This is a genomic window from Caproiciproducens sp. LBM24188 (assembly GCF_054130445.1).
Map to the genome: position 1 here is coordinate 1,151,100 of NZ_CP196862.1, position 15,605 is coordinate 1,166,704.

Consider the following 15,605-nt stretch of genomic DNA (forward strand, 5'->3'; position numbering starts at 1 on the left):
TAAATTTCCGGTGCCTTTGCTTTTAATTTTTATTCGTTACTTATTTTTTACTTCCGCAGCCTTCTTTCGAGCATAACTTGCTCGTCTGTTCCTTCTATTACGCTCGGCTTGGCAGCCCCAACTATTGCAATATAATTGACGGCTTGAATGCCGTACAAAGTATTTGCCGCAGGCAAGGCAGGACAGTATCGAGCCTTGCGATTCAAAATAGTTTAGGTCTTCATCTACCGGTGGCGCAACATCAGCTACCATTCTGGAAAAGGTGTACCAGCAAATATCAAACACCGATTGAATGTCAGCACCATACATCACTTTCCCGGTTTTCTTATCTAATTTCAGCCTCATTCGGAAGTCCGGAAACATATCAATCACTTGAGATATATGTTCATTGTAATTCTCTAAAAGACGAGCTTTGTATTCATCGTCGTCGCTGTATTGCCTGTATCGTTCAAGAAAAGCGAGGCTGTCACAAAGCCTGCCTTCATAAAAGAGACTTCGTGCGTAGCCTATTTCTCCGTAATATTTGACTCTCCTCAAGGCAAAGTATAGTTCAAATACGGTGCCCAGACTGCATAAATCCTTTATGAATTGATCTAAATAGAATGTAGCATCTTTCTGAATCAAATCCATGTATGTTATATGGGCAAAGTTCTCGCTATCCAGCATTTCATAAAGACTGTCTATATTGTAAGGATGAATATTGTTTCTGCACCAATCCCAGACGGCATCTGTAATAGAAACAGTGCTGTCTGGGTTATTTAATTTTCCATAAAGATTACACAGACTGACCAATAACTCCTGTCCGGTTAATGAATAATCACAGCCGCCTTCCGGAGCATGAAGCCCTGTGAAAACTGGCTTTAATACTTCGTCGCCATCATCATAGTCCGGAACATACTCAGGAAATCGAACAGCTCTATAAATCATCTCGCCAACGCCCCCAATTTCAACGAAACCGAGATTTTCTACCGGCAGTTTTTTCATGGCAATCATCCTTTGAATGTAATCGTTATTGTAAGCGATGAAAAATTTACATCGATTACATTGTATTATACAATGGCATTGAATACAAGAACAAATTGTAAAACTACTAAAATTCCGGTTCCTTGACAACTGAATAGTCCGCCCGTAAGAGATACTTTTGCAGCGTCGCCGCCACGATGGTGAAAGCCGGAGCGCTTCTGCTGCAATCGGATACGAGGAGACCACGATCAGGTGGCTGCCTTAGGAACGGCAGCGAATGGTGGATGTAGAAACCGAAACAACTATCAAGATAAGGAGGAAAGAGTATATGGAAAAGACGACCATGAGTGTGCAGGAACTGTCAGCACAGATGGGCATTAGTCTGCCGAAGGCCTACGAACTTGTTAAAAAGCCGGGATTTCCAGTCATACGAGTTGGTACGAGAATCCTGATTCCGGTTGAAGCTTTTAAGGAGTGGCTGGTCATAAACTCGGCGAACGAATAATGGCAGCACAAAATGCAGCGGAGAGGAGGTGGACAAAACGGCAAACGCAATACAGGAACTGATGGTTATGAAGATATGGTTTCTTTGGCGCAAAGAAATGGATGGCAACCGTATCAACAAAATTCCCTTTGCTGCTGGCGGTGGGGCGACAGGCACTAATGAAAAATACCGACACACATGGGTTACCTACGACGAAGCACTTATCTCACTGAAGAAGCAGAGCGCTGCAGGTTTAGGTTTTGTAATACCTAAAGGCTACTTCTTCCTTGACATCGACCACAGGCCTATCACAGATCCCTTCGTACAGATACTGCTTGAACGTTTTAACTCCTATACCGAGCGTTCCATCAGCGGAAACGGTATTCATATTTACGGTAAGTGTGATTTTGAAAAGCTACCGACTTATGTAGACAAAAACGGCAATCCCAGGTTAGATAAAGCATACTATATGAAAAACCCGAACAATCACCTGGAGTTGTATGTAGGCGGTCTTACAAATCGCTTCGCAGCTTATACCGGTAACGTGATTCTGAATGAACCGCTCAAAGAAAGCACAGCAGCCATTTTGCTAACTCTCGATAAGAACATGAGGAAGTCCAAGAAAGCAAGATACAGCCAAAAACGTGACGGTGACCGCACCTATTTCGATATTGTCTGTAACTTACGCAAACAGAAAAACGGAGATAAGTTCAAGAAACTATATGACGATGGAGATATCTCCGGATATAGCTCTCACTCCGAGGCTGACGCGGCACTGTGCGCAATGATTGCATTCCGTACCGGGCCTGATCCTGCTGCTATTGATGATATCTTCCGCAATTCTGCCCTCTACCGTGAAAAATGGGAGCGTGACGATTACAGAGAATCCACCATCAATGCCGGTATCGATGCCTGTCATGGCATTTTCCATAAATCCAGGATGGAGCATCCGTACTTCATCAAATTTCATGAAAAGACCGGTGAACCTTATGTCAGCGTTCCGCTCCTTGCAAAGTATGTACGCGAGCACCTCTGCTATGTGCTTGTAAGGGATAACGGAAAGCAGGGCCTTTTGAAATATGTCTACGAAAACGGCTGTTATCGGTTCTATGCCGACAATATGCTGATGGGCATTATCAAGCAGTACATCGTGGATTATGACGAGGAACTTGTGAGAATGGGCATCGTCAGCGAAACTTTACAGCATATCACCACTGACCTTAATTATGTTAGCCAGGAAGAGCTAAATGCCGATGAGGATTTAATCAACTTCAGGAATGGCCTGCTCCGTATCACTGCAGATAATGCCATTCTTCTACCACACTCCCCGGATATCCTCTCCACCATTCAGATTCCGTGCAACTGGTCGGGAAGGGAAACGCCCACGCCGGTCTTCGACAGGTATATGCGCACCCTCACAGACGGAGACAAGGCCATAGAACACCTGCTACTTGAGTTTATCGGTGTATGCATCTCCAACATCAAGGGATGGCGAATGAAAAAAGCGCTTTTCCTTGTTGGCGATGGCGACACCGGCAAATCTCAGCTAAAGAGTCTTGTAGAGCGGTTGCTCGGCAAGGGTAACTTTATAGGAATCGACCTTAAGGAGATTGAAGCGCGTTTCGGCACCGGCGCGATTTACGGCACACGACTTGCCGGTAGCTCTGATATGAGTTTTCTATCCGTAGATGAGTTGAAAACATTTAAGAAAATAACCGGCGGCGACAGCCTATATGCTGAGTTCAAAGGACAGCAGGCCTTTGAGTTCACCTACAACGGGCTACTCTGGTTTTGCATGAACAGACTTCCCAAGTTTGGCGGCGATGATGGCAAATGGGTCTATGACCGCATCATGGTGGTGCGCTGCCCTAATGTCATTCCAAAGGACAAGCAGGACAAAACACTCCTTGACAAAATGTATGCCGAGCGTGATGGCATCGTCTACAAGGCTGTTAAGGCGCTGCAGTTGGTTATTGCAAACGGGTACAGCTTTTCCGAACCGGACAGTGTAAGCCTTGCAAGAGAGCAATATATGTCAGAGAACAATACTGTGATCTCCTTCTATGAGGAATGTATGTGCGAGCGGTCAGAAGGCAAGTTTAATGATTCCGCTACAACAAGCCGCATCTACGATGTTTACAGGGCATGGTGCCATGACAACAATAACGGCTTTGCCAAGACAGCCAAAGAGTTCAGAGAGACATTGGCATCCCATCTCGGCTGCACCTTTAAGGAGATGACCGTTCATACCAATAAAGGCACCTATTATAAAAACCTCACCCTCACTATTGAGGCAAAGGAGCAGTACAAGAAGGCTTATGGCTATGACAGTACGGATTTTCTTGCTTAAAGTGACAGAAGTGACAGTCGAGTGACAGTTCTCACAGGCAACTGTCACCGTTAAAAAGCCCATATATCAAGGATTTCCAGCCACAAGTGACAGTAGTGACAGTCTTTCAAACTTCTTGGCGGGAAAAATAAAGTTTGGAATTGTACAGAGAACAAGGAAAGGATTATGAGCTGTTGTGAGTATGAAATGAAAAGTTCTGTCATTTTTGTCACTTAAGCTATAAAAGCCTTGCTACGAGTCGCTTTTCAGCGTGACAGTTCATCAAAACTACTGTCACTGAACTGTCACTTCTGTCACCGGAAGTATCACTGGAGGGAGGAACAGTTATAACGATTCAACATGACGAACGTTCAGCAATTAATCTACAGGAAATATCATCAACCGCATTTAAACATCTTAATTTTGAGGAGGGAAAAATCATGAATTATCCGCTTATGAAAATGAACAAGGAAGGCTCTTTGCTGCGACCGCAGCACACTTACTATTCCGATGAGTTCGCCCATAACATGTGCGACCTGCATCTTTCCGATGTTGTCATCGAAGACGATAAAGGAAAGTTAAAATTGCGATACCGCCTCCATGCAAAGCATCCTCACACCATTGAAGGGGCTATGGCATATAACATTCTGTGTCCGAAATGCCACCACCACTTGAAACAGGTAGGAAGATCGCTCAGCTACCATGACCTCGGTCTCTATGCCTGTCCATTCTGCGATAAGATTTAAGGAGGGAACGCCATGAATTATACTGAAGTCAGAGTATATACTGGTCAGCCGGAATACAGTAAGCACTTCTGGAATGCCATGCGCGGCAAGGAAAACGATTATTCCGGACTTTCCGAAGGCCGCAGCAGCGATACAGGTACTTATGTCATGCCAAATGCCACAAATAACAAATATGAAACAGCCATCAAAAACGAAAGCCTGTTCCGTAAAATCGGCACAACATTTAATGTATATGAAGGCAGCTATCACATCCTTGCAAAGGAATATGATGACCTTGCGCAGTTTGTACCGGAAGGCGGCACTATCCCTGTTTTTGACGGACTAAATGATTTCACTCAGTACACCGTTGAAAGCCATAAACTCGCTGCTCTTGTAAAAATGAATTCGGACTTTGTCCGCGATGCCGCATTCGACATCGAAAGCTACCTTGTAAAGCGCCTTGCCAGGAACTTTGCCAAAGCTGAGGACAACGCCTTTATTAACGGTACCGGTGTGCATATGCCGACAGGTATCTTAAACGATGCAAACGGCTCTGAGGTTGCCTATTCCGTCGATGAAATCACCTATGATGATATAATCCGCTTGTACTTCTCTGTGAAGCCGGAATACCGCAAAAATGCTGTATGGCTCATGAACGATAAGACAGCCCTTGCCCTTCGCACAATGAAGGATGAAGCCGGAAACTACCTTTGGCGCGACAGCGATGATACCATCCTCGGTAAAAAGGTATTTATATCAGAGTTTATGCCCGATATGGAGTCTGATTCAAAGCCTATAGCCTTCGGTGATTTCAGCTACTACTGGATCATCTGCAGAAGCCCTGTCAGCGTGAGGGCACTCTCAGAGAAGTTTGCCCTGCTCGACCAGATAGGTTACCTTGCCTTTGAGTTTATTGACGGAAAACTTATCCGCCAAGAGGCAGTGAAGGTAATTCAGATGAATACCGAGACCAACGGTTAAGACATATGGTGGAAAGGCACAGTGGAATATCCTGCTGTGCCTTTTCTCCTAAAGAATGAACGTTCCCAAGATGAAATACACACCAAATTTATTTCAATTATATGAATTTTATCCCGGTTGTTCCTTTAATACCCCGTTTGAATTCGCGTTTTTTTGCGTGAAACCCCACGCCCGTTGCACGATCGAAAGGGTGTAAGGATTAATTACCCCCTACCCCCAATGTCAGAAAGGAGGAGTGCCTTATGGCTGAGAAGACCATCTGCGTTACCGAAAAGGTAATCGGTGATACTCTCTACATTATAGAATCAGCAGTCAGCAGCACTGCCAAAGAAACTGCCTATGACAAGCTGAAACGCATGATACTTAACGACACAGCAAAGCTTGAATTAAATAAGGCTTCTTAATCAAAATAACTTGACTTCTTCGCGGCAGTACGGGAACATAGAGTACCGCTTGAAGACTGTCGGAAAGGAGGTAAACATGAATAGCAGGCAGTCTTATACTGCTGTGAGGAATAACGATAAAATAACCGCTCTGTATTGCCGTCTCTCACGAGATGATGAGTTGCAGGGTGATTCTAACAGCATAAAAAATCAGAAGACCATTTTACAGAAGTACGCTGATGACAACGGTTTTACAAATACTGAGTTTTTTGTGGATGATGGCTATAGCGGTACGAACTTCGACCGCCCGGATTGGCAGCGCCTTATCTCACAAGTGGAAGAAGGCAAGATTGGCACCATCATTGTAAAAGACATGAGCCGTCTTGGAAGAGATTATCTAAAGGTTGGCTACTATACTGAAGTGCTCTTTCCCGGCTCTGACATTCGCTTCATAGCAATAAACAATAATGTGGACAGTGCCGATCAACAGGACAGCGATTTTACACCGTTTCTTAATATTATCAACGAATGGTATGCAAAGGATACGAGTAAGAAAATACGCGCCGTTTTCAAGTCAAAAGGGCAGTCCGGCAAGCCGCTCTGCACCAATCCGCCTTACGGCTATATCAAAGACCCGGATGATAAGACACGATGGATAGTCGATGAAGAAGCCGCTAAGGTGGTACGCGAAGCATTCCACTTATGTATGCAAGGGTATGGCCCTTCGCAGATAGCCAAGGAATTCACTAAGCGCAGGATTATGAATCCAACGGCTCATGCCAAGAAAAACGGAATCAATATTCCGGACAACAGAGGCCATGACGATGATTATGTCTGACGAGGCAGCACTATAGTTCATATGCTTTCAAGGCAGGAGTATTTAGGCCATACGGTTAATTTCAAAACTTACCGTAAGTCCTATAAGCAGAAAAAGCAGATGAAAAACGACCCGTCAGAGTGGATGATTTTCGAGAATACCCACGAAGCAATTATTGAGGAATCTGTATTTGTAGTAGTACAGAGAATCAGGGATGGCAGACGCAGGCTCACACCGATGGGTGAAATGCCGCTTCTCTCCGGAATGATGTTCTGTGCGGATTGCGGAAACAAACTGTATCAAGTGCGTGGGCGCGGTTGGGAGCATGAAAAGGAGTATTTTGTATGCGCCACCTACCGCAAGATAAAAGGCGGCTGCAGTTCTCACCAGATCCGCAATGTGGTGGTAGAGGAATTACTCCTTGATGGTATTCGTAGCGTAACAGCTTTTGCCAAAAATTATGAGCAAGAATTTGTGGAATTAGTAACCAAGAAAACAAGGACAGAGCTTGACAAAAGTTTGCGTGATAGCAAACGAGAATTAGAACAGTCACAGTCTCGTATCAAAAAGTTAGATGAAATAATGCAAAAACTTTATGAAGATAATATCGAGGGTAAAATATCTGATAAGCGTTTTGCAAAGATGAGCGCAAACTATGAAACTGAACAGCATACCCTTGAAAACAGAGTAGCCGAACTGAAATCCATTATGATAGAGGAAAAAGAAAGCGCACTCAATATTGACCACTTCCTATCTCTAGTAAGAAAGTATACCGACATAAAAGAACTCACAGCGGAAATTATCCGGGAGTTCGTTGAAAAAATCTATGTGTACAAAGCAGAGCGTATTGATGGCAGACGGGTACAGCGTATTAAAATTGTTTGGAACTGCATTGGTGAATTTGAACCACCGGTTTCTGCATCAACCACAAAGAATGAAAAATCGGCATAGCCGGTAACTACATACCAAACTATGCCGATAATTTCTGGGATTAAAAATCCCTTAGACGCACCCTCTAATGGGCGGCTTTTTTATGTTTCATCCAGGCTTATTCGTCGATTAAACCGGCAATTTTTTTCATGCATTCCTTGCAGACGTTGTGGCCTTTAAAATTGGTCACTTCATTCATGCTATTGCAGAAAACACAAGCCGGTTCGTATTTGTTAAGAATAATCCGGCCATTGTCGTCAACAAAAATTTCCAACGGATCTTTCTCGTTTATGTTCAGTGTCATCCGAAGTTCTTTTGGAAGCACAATTCGTCCAAGTTCGTCAACTTTTCTTACGATTCCAATTGATTTCACTCTGATTCATCTTCTTTCATTCTAAATCTTGCGGTAAATGTCGTATTTCTGGATAATTATAGTATAATTTTCCAATTATGTCAATAATTTGAGGCTTTACAAAATGACGGAATTTGTACTAGGACAAGCGCGAAATGCATAGATATTAACGAAAATCCGGAAAAAGAGGTGGGCTTTTGCTGAATTATATTTGGGCGGTGCTGATTCTGATCAGCGTGCTTTGCGCATTTTTTACCGGTCGTGTTCCGCAGCTTTCCGCCGCCGTAATGAACGGCGCTTCCAACGCAGTGGACCTGACCATAACCATGATGGGCATGATGTGCGCATGGACCGGATTGATGAAAATTGCGGATGCGGGCGGAATTACCAGAATTCTGTCGAACCTTTTGCACCCGCTGACTAAGCACCTGTTCCCTGACTGCGAAAAGGGCGGACCTGCACTCAAAGCCATCTGCATGAATATCACAGCAAACCTTTTGGGGCTTGGAAACGCCGCCACACCGCTCGGCATTGCAGCAATGAAAGAACTGAAAAAACGGAACCCAACTCAGACGGCGGATAATTCCATGGCAATGTTTGTGGTGATCAATACAGCGTCCCTGCAAATTATACCAACTTACATGGGAACGCTCCGTGCCAAATACGGTTCACCAAATCCGTTCGACATTGTGCCCGCCGTTTGGTTTACGTCCGTCTGCGCGCTTGCCGCCGGAATCATTGTGGCCAAGGTGCTGGAGGGGCGAAAGTTTGAAAAATAAGCGTTTCAACGGGCGGATTTGTTCTTTCCCGTAAGAACACGGAGGAAATTTGGCCGTGCATGACCGGCCCGAACTTCCGTCCGACAGCGAGAGGATGGTCTTTAAAGTGGATAAGCTGGGAGTGTTTGTCATCCCTCTTTCGGTTTTTCTGATTGTTACATTTGGCCTGTACCGCAAAGTGCCGGTTTTTGATACGTTCCTTTCCGGGGCGAAAGAGGGAATTTCCTCGACCATTTCGATTCTACCCTCGCTAATTGGCTTAATGATGGCGGTTTCCATGCTGAATGCGTCCGGCGCACTGGATTTGCTTTCTTCTTTTCTGGCGCCAGTGGCACATTTTCTCGGACTGCCTGAGCAGGTGATGCCGCTGGTGTTGATTAAACCTATTTCAGGCAGTGGAGCTACCGCCATTCTGACTCAAATTTTCGAGAAATATGGTACAGAAAGCCTGATCGGCCGCGTCGCCTCCGTGCTGTCCGGTTCTACAGAAACCACATTTTATGCCATTGCGGTGTATTACGGCGCGGTGTCGGTGAAAAAAACGCGGCACACCATCCCAGCCGCTTTGACTGCTGATTTTACAGCATGTATCATATCGGCGCTTGCCGTGCGGCTGTTTTTACATTAGAGGATACCAATGAACCGTGAAGAATCAAAAACGCTGACCTTTGCACTGGTTGGAAACCCGAACTGTGGGAAAACAACGCTTTTTAACGCACTGACCGGGGCTTCCGCTCAGGTTGGGAACTGGCCGGGGGTTACGGTAGAAAAGAAAATCGGCCGCTTGCTGATTAATCAGCGGGAAATTGATTTGGTCGATTTGCCCGGCATTTATTCTTTAGCGGCTTATTCTCCTGAAGAAGCTATCGCAGAACGGTTTCTGCGGGAAGAAAAGCCGGATGTCATCATCAACATTGCAGATGCTTCCAATTTAGAGCGGAACCTTTACCTGACCACCCAGCTGATGGAGCTGGGCCGCCCCATGGTGCTGGCGCTGAACATGATGGATGTTGCGGAGCGCCGAGGCGACCGGATTAACTGCCCGCTGCTTTCCGCCCTAACCGGAATTCCGGTGGTTCCGGTTTCTGCGGCAAAAGGAATTGGATTAAAGGAACTGCAGCGTGCGGCCATGGCTGTACGGGAGGCCCCAATAACGCGCCGACACCGCGTTTTGCCGCCGCATGGGCGGGACCCGGACCTGGAAATAGCAGATGCCCGCTACCATTATATTGAAAATCTGATGAAAGCGGCGGTCCACAAGAGACCTTCCGCATCCAGAACCAGAACAGAAATTATTGATGCGGTTGCAACCAACCGCTTTTTGGCAATTCCTCTATTTTTTGCGGTGATTCTCGGTATTTTCTGGTTGACCTTCGGCTCCGTGGGGTCCATGACTGTGCACTGGGTGGAAACTTTTCTCGCAAAAGTAGTTTCCCCGGCGGTTGACGGAGTGCTGCGCGCCGCGGGCGTATCCACTTGGGTCAGAAGTCTGGTGCTGGACGGAATCCTCGCCGGGGTCGGCGCGGTGCTGAAATTCCTTCCCCAGATTTTACTTCTGTTTCTTCTGCTGTCTTTGCTGGAAGACAGCGGATACATGGCGCGCGCCGCGTTTATTATGGACGCACCCATGCGCAGAATCGGGCTTTCGGGGCGCGCATTTGTGCCGCTGCTCATGGGGTTTGGCTGTACGGTTCCGGCCGTGATGGGAACCCGTATTCTGGAGCAGGAAAAAGATAAGCGCCTTACCATATTGATTACGCCGTTTATGTCCTGCAGCGCCAAAACGCCGGTGTATACCATGGTGATTGCCGCCTTTTTTGTAGGTGCGCAGCCGCTTGTCACGTTTTTGCTTTATCTGTTCGGCGTCTGTATGGGAATCCTTTCGGCGCTGCTGCTGAAAAAAAGCGTTCTAAAAGGGGAACCCGCCCCATTTGTGATGGAGCTGCCTGATTACCGGCTTCCTACGCCGAAAAGCGTTTGGCTTCACGTAAAGCGAAGAATAGTGGATTTTCTGCAGAAAGCCGGCACCACCGTGTTTGCGGCAACCGTGCTGGTTTGGCTTTTGCAGTCCCTGACCGTCGATTTTCGGATGACAACGGACAGCACCCAAAGTATCCTTGCGGAAGGCGGCAGACTGATTGCCCCAGTTTTTACGCTGTGCGGCTTCGGCTCGTGGGAGCCTGCCGTTGCGCTTTTAACAGGGCTGGTTGCCAAAGAATCCATTGTCAGCACTATCGGGGTACTCAGCGCGGGAAATGCCGTGGCGCTGCTTCAGCGAAGCTTTACTCCGCTGAGCGCGTGCTCTTTCCTAATTTTTGTGCTGCTTTATACCCCGTGTGTGGCGGCGCTGAGCACCATCCGGCGTGAAACAGGCAGCATAAAATGGGCGGCGTTGAGCGCCGCCTACCAGTTTGCAACGGCATGGTACTGTTCCGCTCTTTTTTACCAATGCGCATTGCTCGTAATTCGGTTGATCACGTAACAGCTTGCCACAGAACGGCACGGGATTCGAATAAGCCTCCCGGTTCATACGGAACTTTTGGAATCTATCGATAAACGGAAACAGCGCGTCGCTGTTTCCGTTTATCGATAGATTTTGCTATTTCCTAACAGATTATAAAGGAAAATGTAAGTAAATACAAGGCCCTGTTAAAAAAGTATCAAACAATCTTGAATAATCTGTGGGTTATGTTATAATATAGTCAAATTGTCGACGGTCATTTTGACTTTGAAAAAACGCTGAGTTACGGCATAGAACAAGAGTCGGTTGCAACCGATTTGACTATGGGCCAATCAGGAAAAATCAACGGCTAACCATGTGGGGGAAAATCAATGATTTTAACATTAGACATTGGAAATACCAACATTACAATCGGTGTATACGATCATGACAAACTGCGTTTTGTTTCGCGCATGGCGACGGACAGCTCCCGCATGGAAGACCAGTATGCGATTGAACTGCGGGATATTTTAGACATCAACGGTGTGGCCATGAAGAACATCGAAGGCTGCGCCATCAGTTCCGTGGTTCCTCCTGTGAATACCGCGATTGTGCGCGCTGTGCGCAAGCTGACCAATGTGAATCCAATCTGTGTGGGGCCGCAAACAAAAACGAATGTGAAAATAAAAGTACAGCAGCCGGAATTGACCGGCGCCGACCTGATTGTCGGCTGTGAGGCCGCCGCCAGCATGTTTAATGGACCGACCATTATTTTAGACATGGGCACCGCCACGACTTTTGTCTTGCTTGACCGGGAAAAGAATATGCTCGGCGGATGCATCTATCCAGGTGTCGGTATTTCCCTGGATGCGCTGACCCACCGGACGGCTCAGCTGCCCAGCATCAGCCTGAAAGCGCCCAGCAAAACGATTTGCGACAACACCGTTGATTGCATGCGTTCCGGCATTATTTACGGTACGGCCTGCATGATTGACGGAATGGTGGAACGCATGGAAGCGGAAGTTGGGGAAAGGTGCCACGTGGTGGCCACCGGCGGGCTGTCGAAAGAAATTATCCGTCACTGCCGACACAGCATTCATTTCTGTGATACACTTTTGCTGGATGGACTGCTGATGATTTATCACGCGAACAAAGAAAACTGAGTATACTTTTTAGTCCGAATAAAGCAGCAGCCTGCACCGCATTTCTGCGGTGCAGGCTGCTTTTTGCGTAGATTGGTTTTGCTGCGGGATCGCTTTATTTGTGAAATTTCTCCACGATGTCGCGTACCGCGTCGATCACGTACTGAACTTCCTCGTCCTTCATGGTCGGGTACAGAGGAAGTGAAATAATCCGTTCGAAATGCTTTTCGCAGTTCGGGAAATCGCCCTGTTTAAAGCCAAACCGATTGGTATAGGCGCTCATATACGTAACCGGGATAAAGTGAACGCTGGTGCCCACATTGCGATTGTTCAGCTCCACAATGAACTGGTCGCGGTCAATGGTGAGCTTTTCAGGGAGAATGCGGAGGACGTACAGATGCCAGCTGTGTGTGGTGTAGTCCGGGACGAAGGGTGGTTCTACGCCGTCAATTTTGGCAAATTCCGCGTTGTACTGTTCGGCGATTTTCAGTCTTTTCGCCTGCATTTCGTTTAGCCGCGCCAGCTGCTGCAGGCCAAGGGCTGCCTGGATGTCGAACATATTATACTTAAAGCCGGGCTCACAGATATCGTATTTCCAGGTGCCGCCCTGTGCGTAGCGGTTCCATGCGTTTTTGCTCATGCCCTGGCCGGAGAAGATGCGTGCCTTGCGCGCGGTTTCTTCGTCGTCCGTCACCAGCATTCCGCCGTCGCCGGTGGCAAGGTTCTTGGTTGCGTAAAAGCTGTAAGAGGCGGTGCCCATCAGCTTGTTGCCGATTAGCCTGCCTTTGTAGCGGCTGCAAAGCGCATGTGCGGCATCTTCGGAAACAAACAGGTTATGCTTCCGGGCAATCTCGTAAATCCGGTCCAGGTCGCAGACCTGCCCGCTGTAATGAACCGGGACGATGGCCTTCGTTTTTGAGGTGATTTTTTTCTCAATTTCATCCGGGTCAATACAGCCGGTTTTATAATCGATGTCGGCAAAGACCGGGGTTGCGCCCGTGTGGATGATGGTGCTGGCGGTGGAAGCGAACGTCATCGGTGTGGTGATGACTTCATCCCCTGCGCCGATTCCCTGTGTAAGCAGGGCGACGTGCAGCGCGGCAGTGCAGGAGTTCATGGCCACCGCGTATTTCGCGCCAACATAGGCGGCGAAATCTTTTTCAAACTGGTTGGTGCGCGGTCCCTTTGCAATCCAGCCGGACCGCAGCGTGTCAGTGACTTCATTAATCTCCGCTTCGGTCAGGTCGGGAAGATTGTAGGGGATGAACTTTTCTCTTGTAACAAACTTACTCATTTCAGAACCTCTTTTTATATCTTTTTTCGTCCTATTTATCATTTTTGCCCAAGAAAACTATGTAAATTCTAATACGATTGATATCTAATGTCAATCGTATTCTGACGCCGATTATTGACTAAAGGATACGATAGGGATATAATACTAAATGCTATGGAATTGAGCGGAAAGGCTTCGTTTTGCCTTCCTGCATGGTTTCGGTGTATAGAAAATGATAATCGAATAGCAATAGAAACGGTGGTTATGCTGTGGAAGACTCAAAAAAATATTTTGCGCATCCGACCGCCTGTGTGGACAGCGGCGCCGAGGTGGGCGAGGGCACAAAGATTTGGCATTTCTGTCATATTAGCTCGGACTGCACCATCGGCCAGAACTGTACCATCGGCCAGAATGTTTTTGTTGCGCCGGGCGTGACAATCGGAAACAACTGCAAAATTCAGAACAATGTTTCCGTTTACGAGGGGGTTGAATTGGGCGATTACGTCTTCTGCGGCCCCTCCATGGTATTTACAAACGTACAGCGCCCGCGGTGCAAATATCCCCAGCGAGGCGCTCAGTTTTATGCCCACACACCGGTGGGGGAAGGCGCCAGCATCGGTGCGAACGCCACAATCGTATGCGGGCATCGGATTGGGAAAAATGCATTTATCGCCGCTGGGAGCGTTGTGACAAAGGATGTTCCCGACCATGCTATTATGATGGGTACGCCGGCGCGCCAGCGCGGCTGGGCTTGTGAATGCGGCGAAAAGCTGGATGAAAATCTGGTCTGCCCGAAGTGCGGTAGAAGATACGTTCAAGGCGAAAACGGCCTTGAGGAGGAAAAATAAAATATGCAAAAAATAGAGTTTAACGATCTTGGAGCACAATATCAGCATTTAAAACCGGAAATCGATCAGGGCATTGCCGATGTAATTGCCGGATGCCGTTTCATTTCCGGCCCGCAGGTAGAGGAATTGGAGCAGGAGCTCTGCCGCTATACCGGGCGGAAATACTGCGTCAGCACCAGCAACGGCACAGATGCGCTTTTGCTGCCGCTTATGGCATGGGGCATCGGAGCGGGTGACGCGGTTTTTGTTCCTGCCTTTACCTTTTTCGCCACGGCGGAAGTGGTCAGCCTGACAGGGGCCACTCCGGTTTTTTGTGATTCCGATCCGCAAACCTATAATATGGACCCAAAATCTTTGGAGCACATGATTGAAAAGACGCTCCAGGAGGGCAAACTAAAACCAAAAGCGGTTATTCCAGTGGATCTGTTTGGTCAGCCGGCGGATTTTCCGGCGATTGAACCGATTTGCAAAAAGTACGGCCTGAAGCTGATGGAAGACGCAGCACAGGGTTTTGGGGGAACCATTCACGGCAAAAAGGCCTGTTCGTTCGGCGATGTTTCCGCAACCAGCTTTTTCCCAGCCAAGGCGCTCGGCTGTTACGGCGACGGCGGCGCGATTTTCACCGACGACGAAGAGCTGTATCAGCTTTTGGTTTCCCTGCGCGTCCATGGAAAGGGTTCCTTTAAATACGACAATGTTCGTCTTGGGTTGAACGCCCGTTTGGACACGCTGCAGGCGGCGATTCTTCTGCCGAAGTTGCGCGCGTTCGATGGGGAAACGGAGCACCGCAACTGGGCGGCCGACCGTTACGCGAAGGGGATTCACGGAAAAGTTCAAACCCCGGTTTTAAAAGAAGGCTTCACATCCAGCTTCGGTTATTACACAGTGCAGGCGAAAACACCTGAGGAACGCACCAGAATGATAGACGGTCTTAAGGCGGCCGGTGTGCCGATCATCATTTATTACCCGAAGCCGCTTCACCTGCAAACGGTGTACAAGCCGCTCGGATGGAAAAAGGGTGACCTGCCGGTTTGCGAGCATCTGAGTGAAACGGTATTCAGCCTGCCGATGCACGGCTATATTACGGAAGAGGTAATTGATTATATCTGTAATACGATTCAAAATCTTTGAGAATATTTGAATACAAGGAGAATTTTCA

Annotated in this window: 16 protein-coding genes; 13 read left to right on the forward strand and 3 right to left on the reverse strand. The window is 47.4% G+C overall.

Annotated elements, in window-relative coordinates:
* Window positions 1-36 precede the first annotated feature (36 nt).
* Window positions 37-984, reverse strand: coding sequence for a hypothetical protein (locus ACSVDI_RS05510; RefSeq protein WP_457945324.1), 948 nt, complete (start codon window positions 982-984; stop codon window positions 37-39).
* Window positions 985-1,291: 307 nt separating this feature from the next.
* On the opposite strand from ACSVDI_RS05510, the gene ACSVDI_RS05515 reads away from it, so the two are divergent.
* From ACSVDI_RS05515 to ACSVDI_RS05545, 7 genes are all read left to right on the forward strand, one after another.
* Window positions 1,292-1,468 (forward strand): excisionase family DNA-binding protein, encoded by a 177-nt coding sequence (locus ACSVDI_RS05515; RefSeq protein ID WP_128706129.1) that lies wholly within the window; start codon window positions 1,292-1,294, stop codon window positions 1,466-1,468.
* A 67-nt stretch (window positions 1,469-1,535) separates the two neighbouring features.
* Window positions 1,536-3,797 (forward strand): DNA primase family protein, encoded by a 2,262-nt coding sequence (locus ACSVDI_RS05520; RefSeq protein ID WP_457945325.1) that lies wholly within the window; start codon window positions 1,536-1,538, stop codon window positions 3,795-3,797.
* A gap of 419 nt (window positions 3,798-4,216) precedes the next feature.
* Window positions 4,217-4,522, forward strand: coding sequence for a hypothetical protein (locus ACSVDI_RS05525; RefSeq protein ID WP_457945326.1), 306 nt, complete (start codon window positions 4,217-4,219; stop codon window positions 4,520-4,522).
* 12 nt (window positions 4,523-4,534) lie between these two features.
* On the forward strand, window positions 4,535-5,482 hold the full coding sequence (locus ACSVDI_RS05530; RefSeq protein ID WP_457945327.1) for a phage major capsid protein: 948 nt from the start codon (window positions 4,535-4,537) through the stop codon (window positions 5,480-5,482).
* Window positions 5,483-5,724: 242 nt separating this feature from the next.
* A complete protein-coding gene (locus ACSVDI_RS05535; protein WP_204614219.1) occupies window positions 5,725-5,886 on the forward strand; it encodes a transposon-encoded TnpW family protein in 162 nt (53 codons plus the stop codon).
* Window positions 5,887-5,962: 76 nt separating this feature from the next.
* Window positions 5,963-6,703 (forward strand): recombinase family protein, encoded by a 741-nt coding sequence (locus tag ACSVDI_RS05540; RefSeq protein ID WP_457945328.1) that lies wholly within the window; start codon window positions 5,963-5,965, stop codon window positions 6,701-6,703.
* A gap of 12 nt (window positions 6,704-6,715) precedes the next feature.
* Entirely contained in the window at window positions 6,716-7,633 is a 918-nt protein-coding gene (locus tag ACSVDI_RS05545; protein WP_457945602.1) for a DUF4368 domain-containing protein, read from the forward strand.
* 97 nt (window positions 7,634-7,730) lie between these two features.
* On the opposite strand, the gene ACSVDI_RS05550 is transcribed toward ACSVDI_RS05545, so the two are convergent.
* Window positions 7,731-7,985 (reverse strand): AbrB/MazE/SpoVT family DNA-binding domain-containing protein, encoded by a 255-nt coding sequence (locus tag ACSVDI_RS05550; protein ID WP_457945329.1) that lies wholly within the window; start codon window positions 7,983-7,985, stop codon window positions 7,731-7,733.
* Window positions 7,986-8,161: 176 nt separating this feature from the next.
* Here ACSVDI_RS05550 and ACSVDI_RS05555 point away from each other — a divergent pair, with 176 nt between their 5' ends.
* From ACSVDI_RS05555 to ACSVDI_RS05570, 4 genes are all read left to right on the forward strand, one after another.
* Window positions 8,162-8,743 (forward strand): nucleoside recognition domain-containing protein, encoded by a 582-nt coding sequence (locus ACSVDI_RS05555; protein ID WP_457945330.1) that lies wholly within the window; start codon window positions 8,162-8,164, stop codon window positions 8,741-8,743.
* Window positions 8,744-8,849: 106 nt separating this feature from the next.
* On the forward strand, window positions 8,850-9,371 hold the full coding sequence (locus ACSVDI_RS05560; RefSeq protein WP_457945331.1) for a spore maturation protein: 522 nt from the start codon (window positions 8,850-8,852) through the stop codon (window positions 9,369-9,371).
* 9 nt (window positions 9,372-9,380) lie between these two features.
* Complete coding sequence (gene feoB / locus ACSVDI_RS05565; RefSeq protein WP_457945332.1) at window positions 9,381-11,225, forward strand: ferrous iron transport protein B; 1,845 nt, start codon at window positions 9,381-9,383, stop codon at window positions 11,223-11,225.
* Window positions 11,226-11,575: 350 nt separating this feature from the next.
* The gene (locus ACSVDI_RS05570) at window positions 11,576-12,346 is read left to right on the forward strand and encodes a type III pantothenate kinase (protein ID WP_457945333.1); all 771 of its coding nucleotides are present in this window, start codon (window positions 11,576-11,578) and stop codon (window positions 12,344-12,346) included.
* Between the two features lie 94 nt (window positions 12,347-12,440).
* On the opposite strand, the gene ACSVDI_RS05575 is transcribed toward ACSVDI_RS05570, so the two are convergent.
* Entirely contained in the window at window positions 12,441-13,619 is a 1,179-nt protein-coding gene (locus ACSVDI_RS05575; protein ID WP_457945334.1) for a DegT/DnrJ/EryC1/StrS family aminotransferase, read from the reverse strand.
* 248 nt (window positions 13,620-13,867) lie between these two features.
* On the opposite strand from ACSVDI_RS05575, the gene ACSVDI_RS05580 reads away from it, so the two are divergent.
* Window positions 13,868-14,446, forward strand: a complete 579-nt coding sequence (locus ACSVDI_RS05580) for an acyltransferase (RefSeq protein WP_457945335.1) — start codon at window positions 13,868-13,870, stop codon at window positions 14,444-14,446.
* A gap of 3 nt (window positions 14,447-14,449) precedes the next feature.
* Window positions 14,450-15,577, forward strand: coding sequence for a DegT/DnrJ/EryC1/StrS family aminotransferase (locus ACSVDI_RS05585; protein WP_457945336.1), 1,128 nt, complete (start codon window positions 14,450-14,452; stop codon window positions 15,575-15,577).
* Window positions 15,578-15,605 lie beyond the last annotated feature (28 nt).

What these genes read in the sequence shown, in the direction of transcription:
- ACSVDI_RS05510 (WP_457945324.1), bottom strand. Translation starts at nt 984, where the DNA reads ATGAAAAAACTGCCGGTAGAAAATCTCGGTTTCGTTGAAATTGGGGGC.
- ACSVDI_RS05515 (WP_128706129.1), top strand. Translation starts at nt 1,292, where the DNA reads ATGGAAAAGACGACCATGAGTGTGCAGGAACTGTCAGCACAGATGGGC.
- ACSVDI_RS05520 (WP_457945325.1), top strand. Translation starts at nt 1,536, where the DNA reads ATGAAGATATGGTTTCTTTGGCGCAAAGAAATGGATGGCAACCGTATC.
- ACSVDI_RS05525 (WP_457945326.1), top strand. Translation starts at nt 4,217, where the DNA reads ATGAATTATCCGCTTATGAAAATGAACAAGGAAGGCTCTTTGCTGCGA.
- ACSVDI_RS05530 (WP_457945327.1), top strand. Translation starts at nt 4,535, where the DNA reads ATGAATTATACTGAAGTCAGAGTATATACTGGTCAGCCGGAATACAGT.
- ACSVDI_RS05535 (WP_204614219.1), top strand. Translation starts at nt 5,725, where the DNA reads ATGGCTGAGAAGACCATCTGCGTTACCGAAAAGGTAATCGGTGATACT.
- ACSVDI_RS05540 (WP_457945328.1), top strand. Translation starts at nt 5,963, where the DNA reads ATGAATAGCAGGCAGTCTTATACTGCTGTGAGGAATAACGATAAAATA.
- feoB (WP_457945332.1), top strand. Translation starts at nt 9,381, where the DNA reads ATGAACCGTGAAGAATCAAAAACGCTGACCTTTGCACTGGTTGGAAAC.
- ACSVDI_RS05570 (WP_457945333.1), top strand. Translation starts at nt 11,576, where the DNA reads ATGATTTTAACATTAGACATTGGAAATACCAACATTACAATCGGTGTA.
- ACSVDI_RS05575 (WP_457945334.1), bottom strand. Translation starts at nt 13,619, where the DNA reads ATGAGTAAGTTTGTTACAAGAGAAAAGTTCATCCCCTACAATCTTCCC.
- ACSVDI_RS05585 (WP_457945336.1), top strand. Translation starts at nt 14,450, where the DNA reads ATGCAAAAAATAGAGTTTAACGATCTTGGAGCACAATATCAGCATTTA.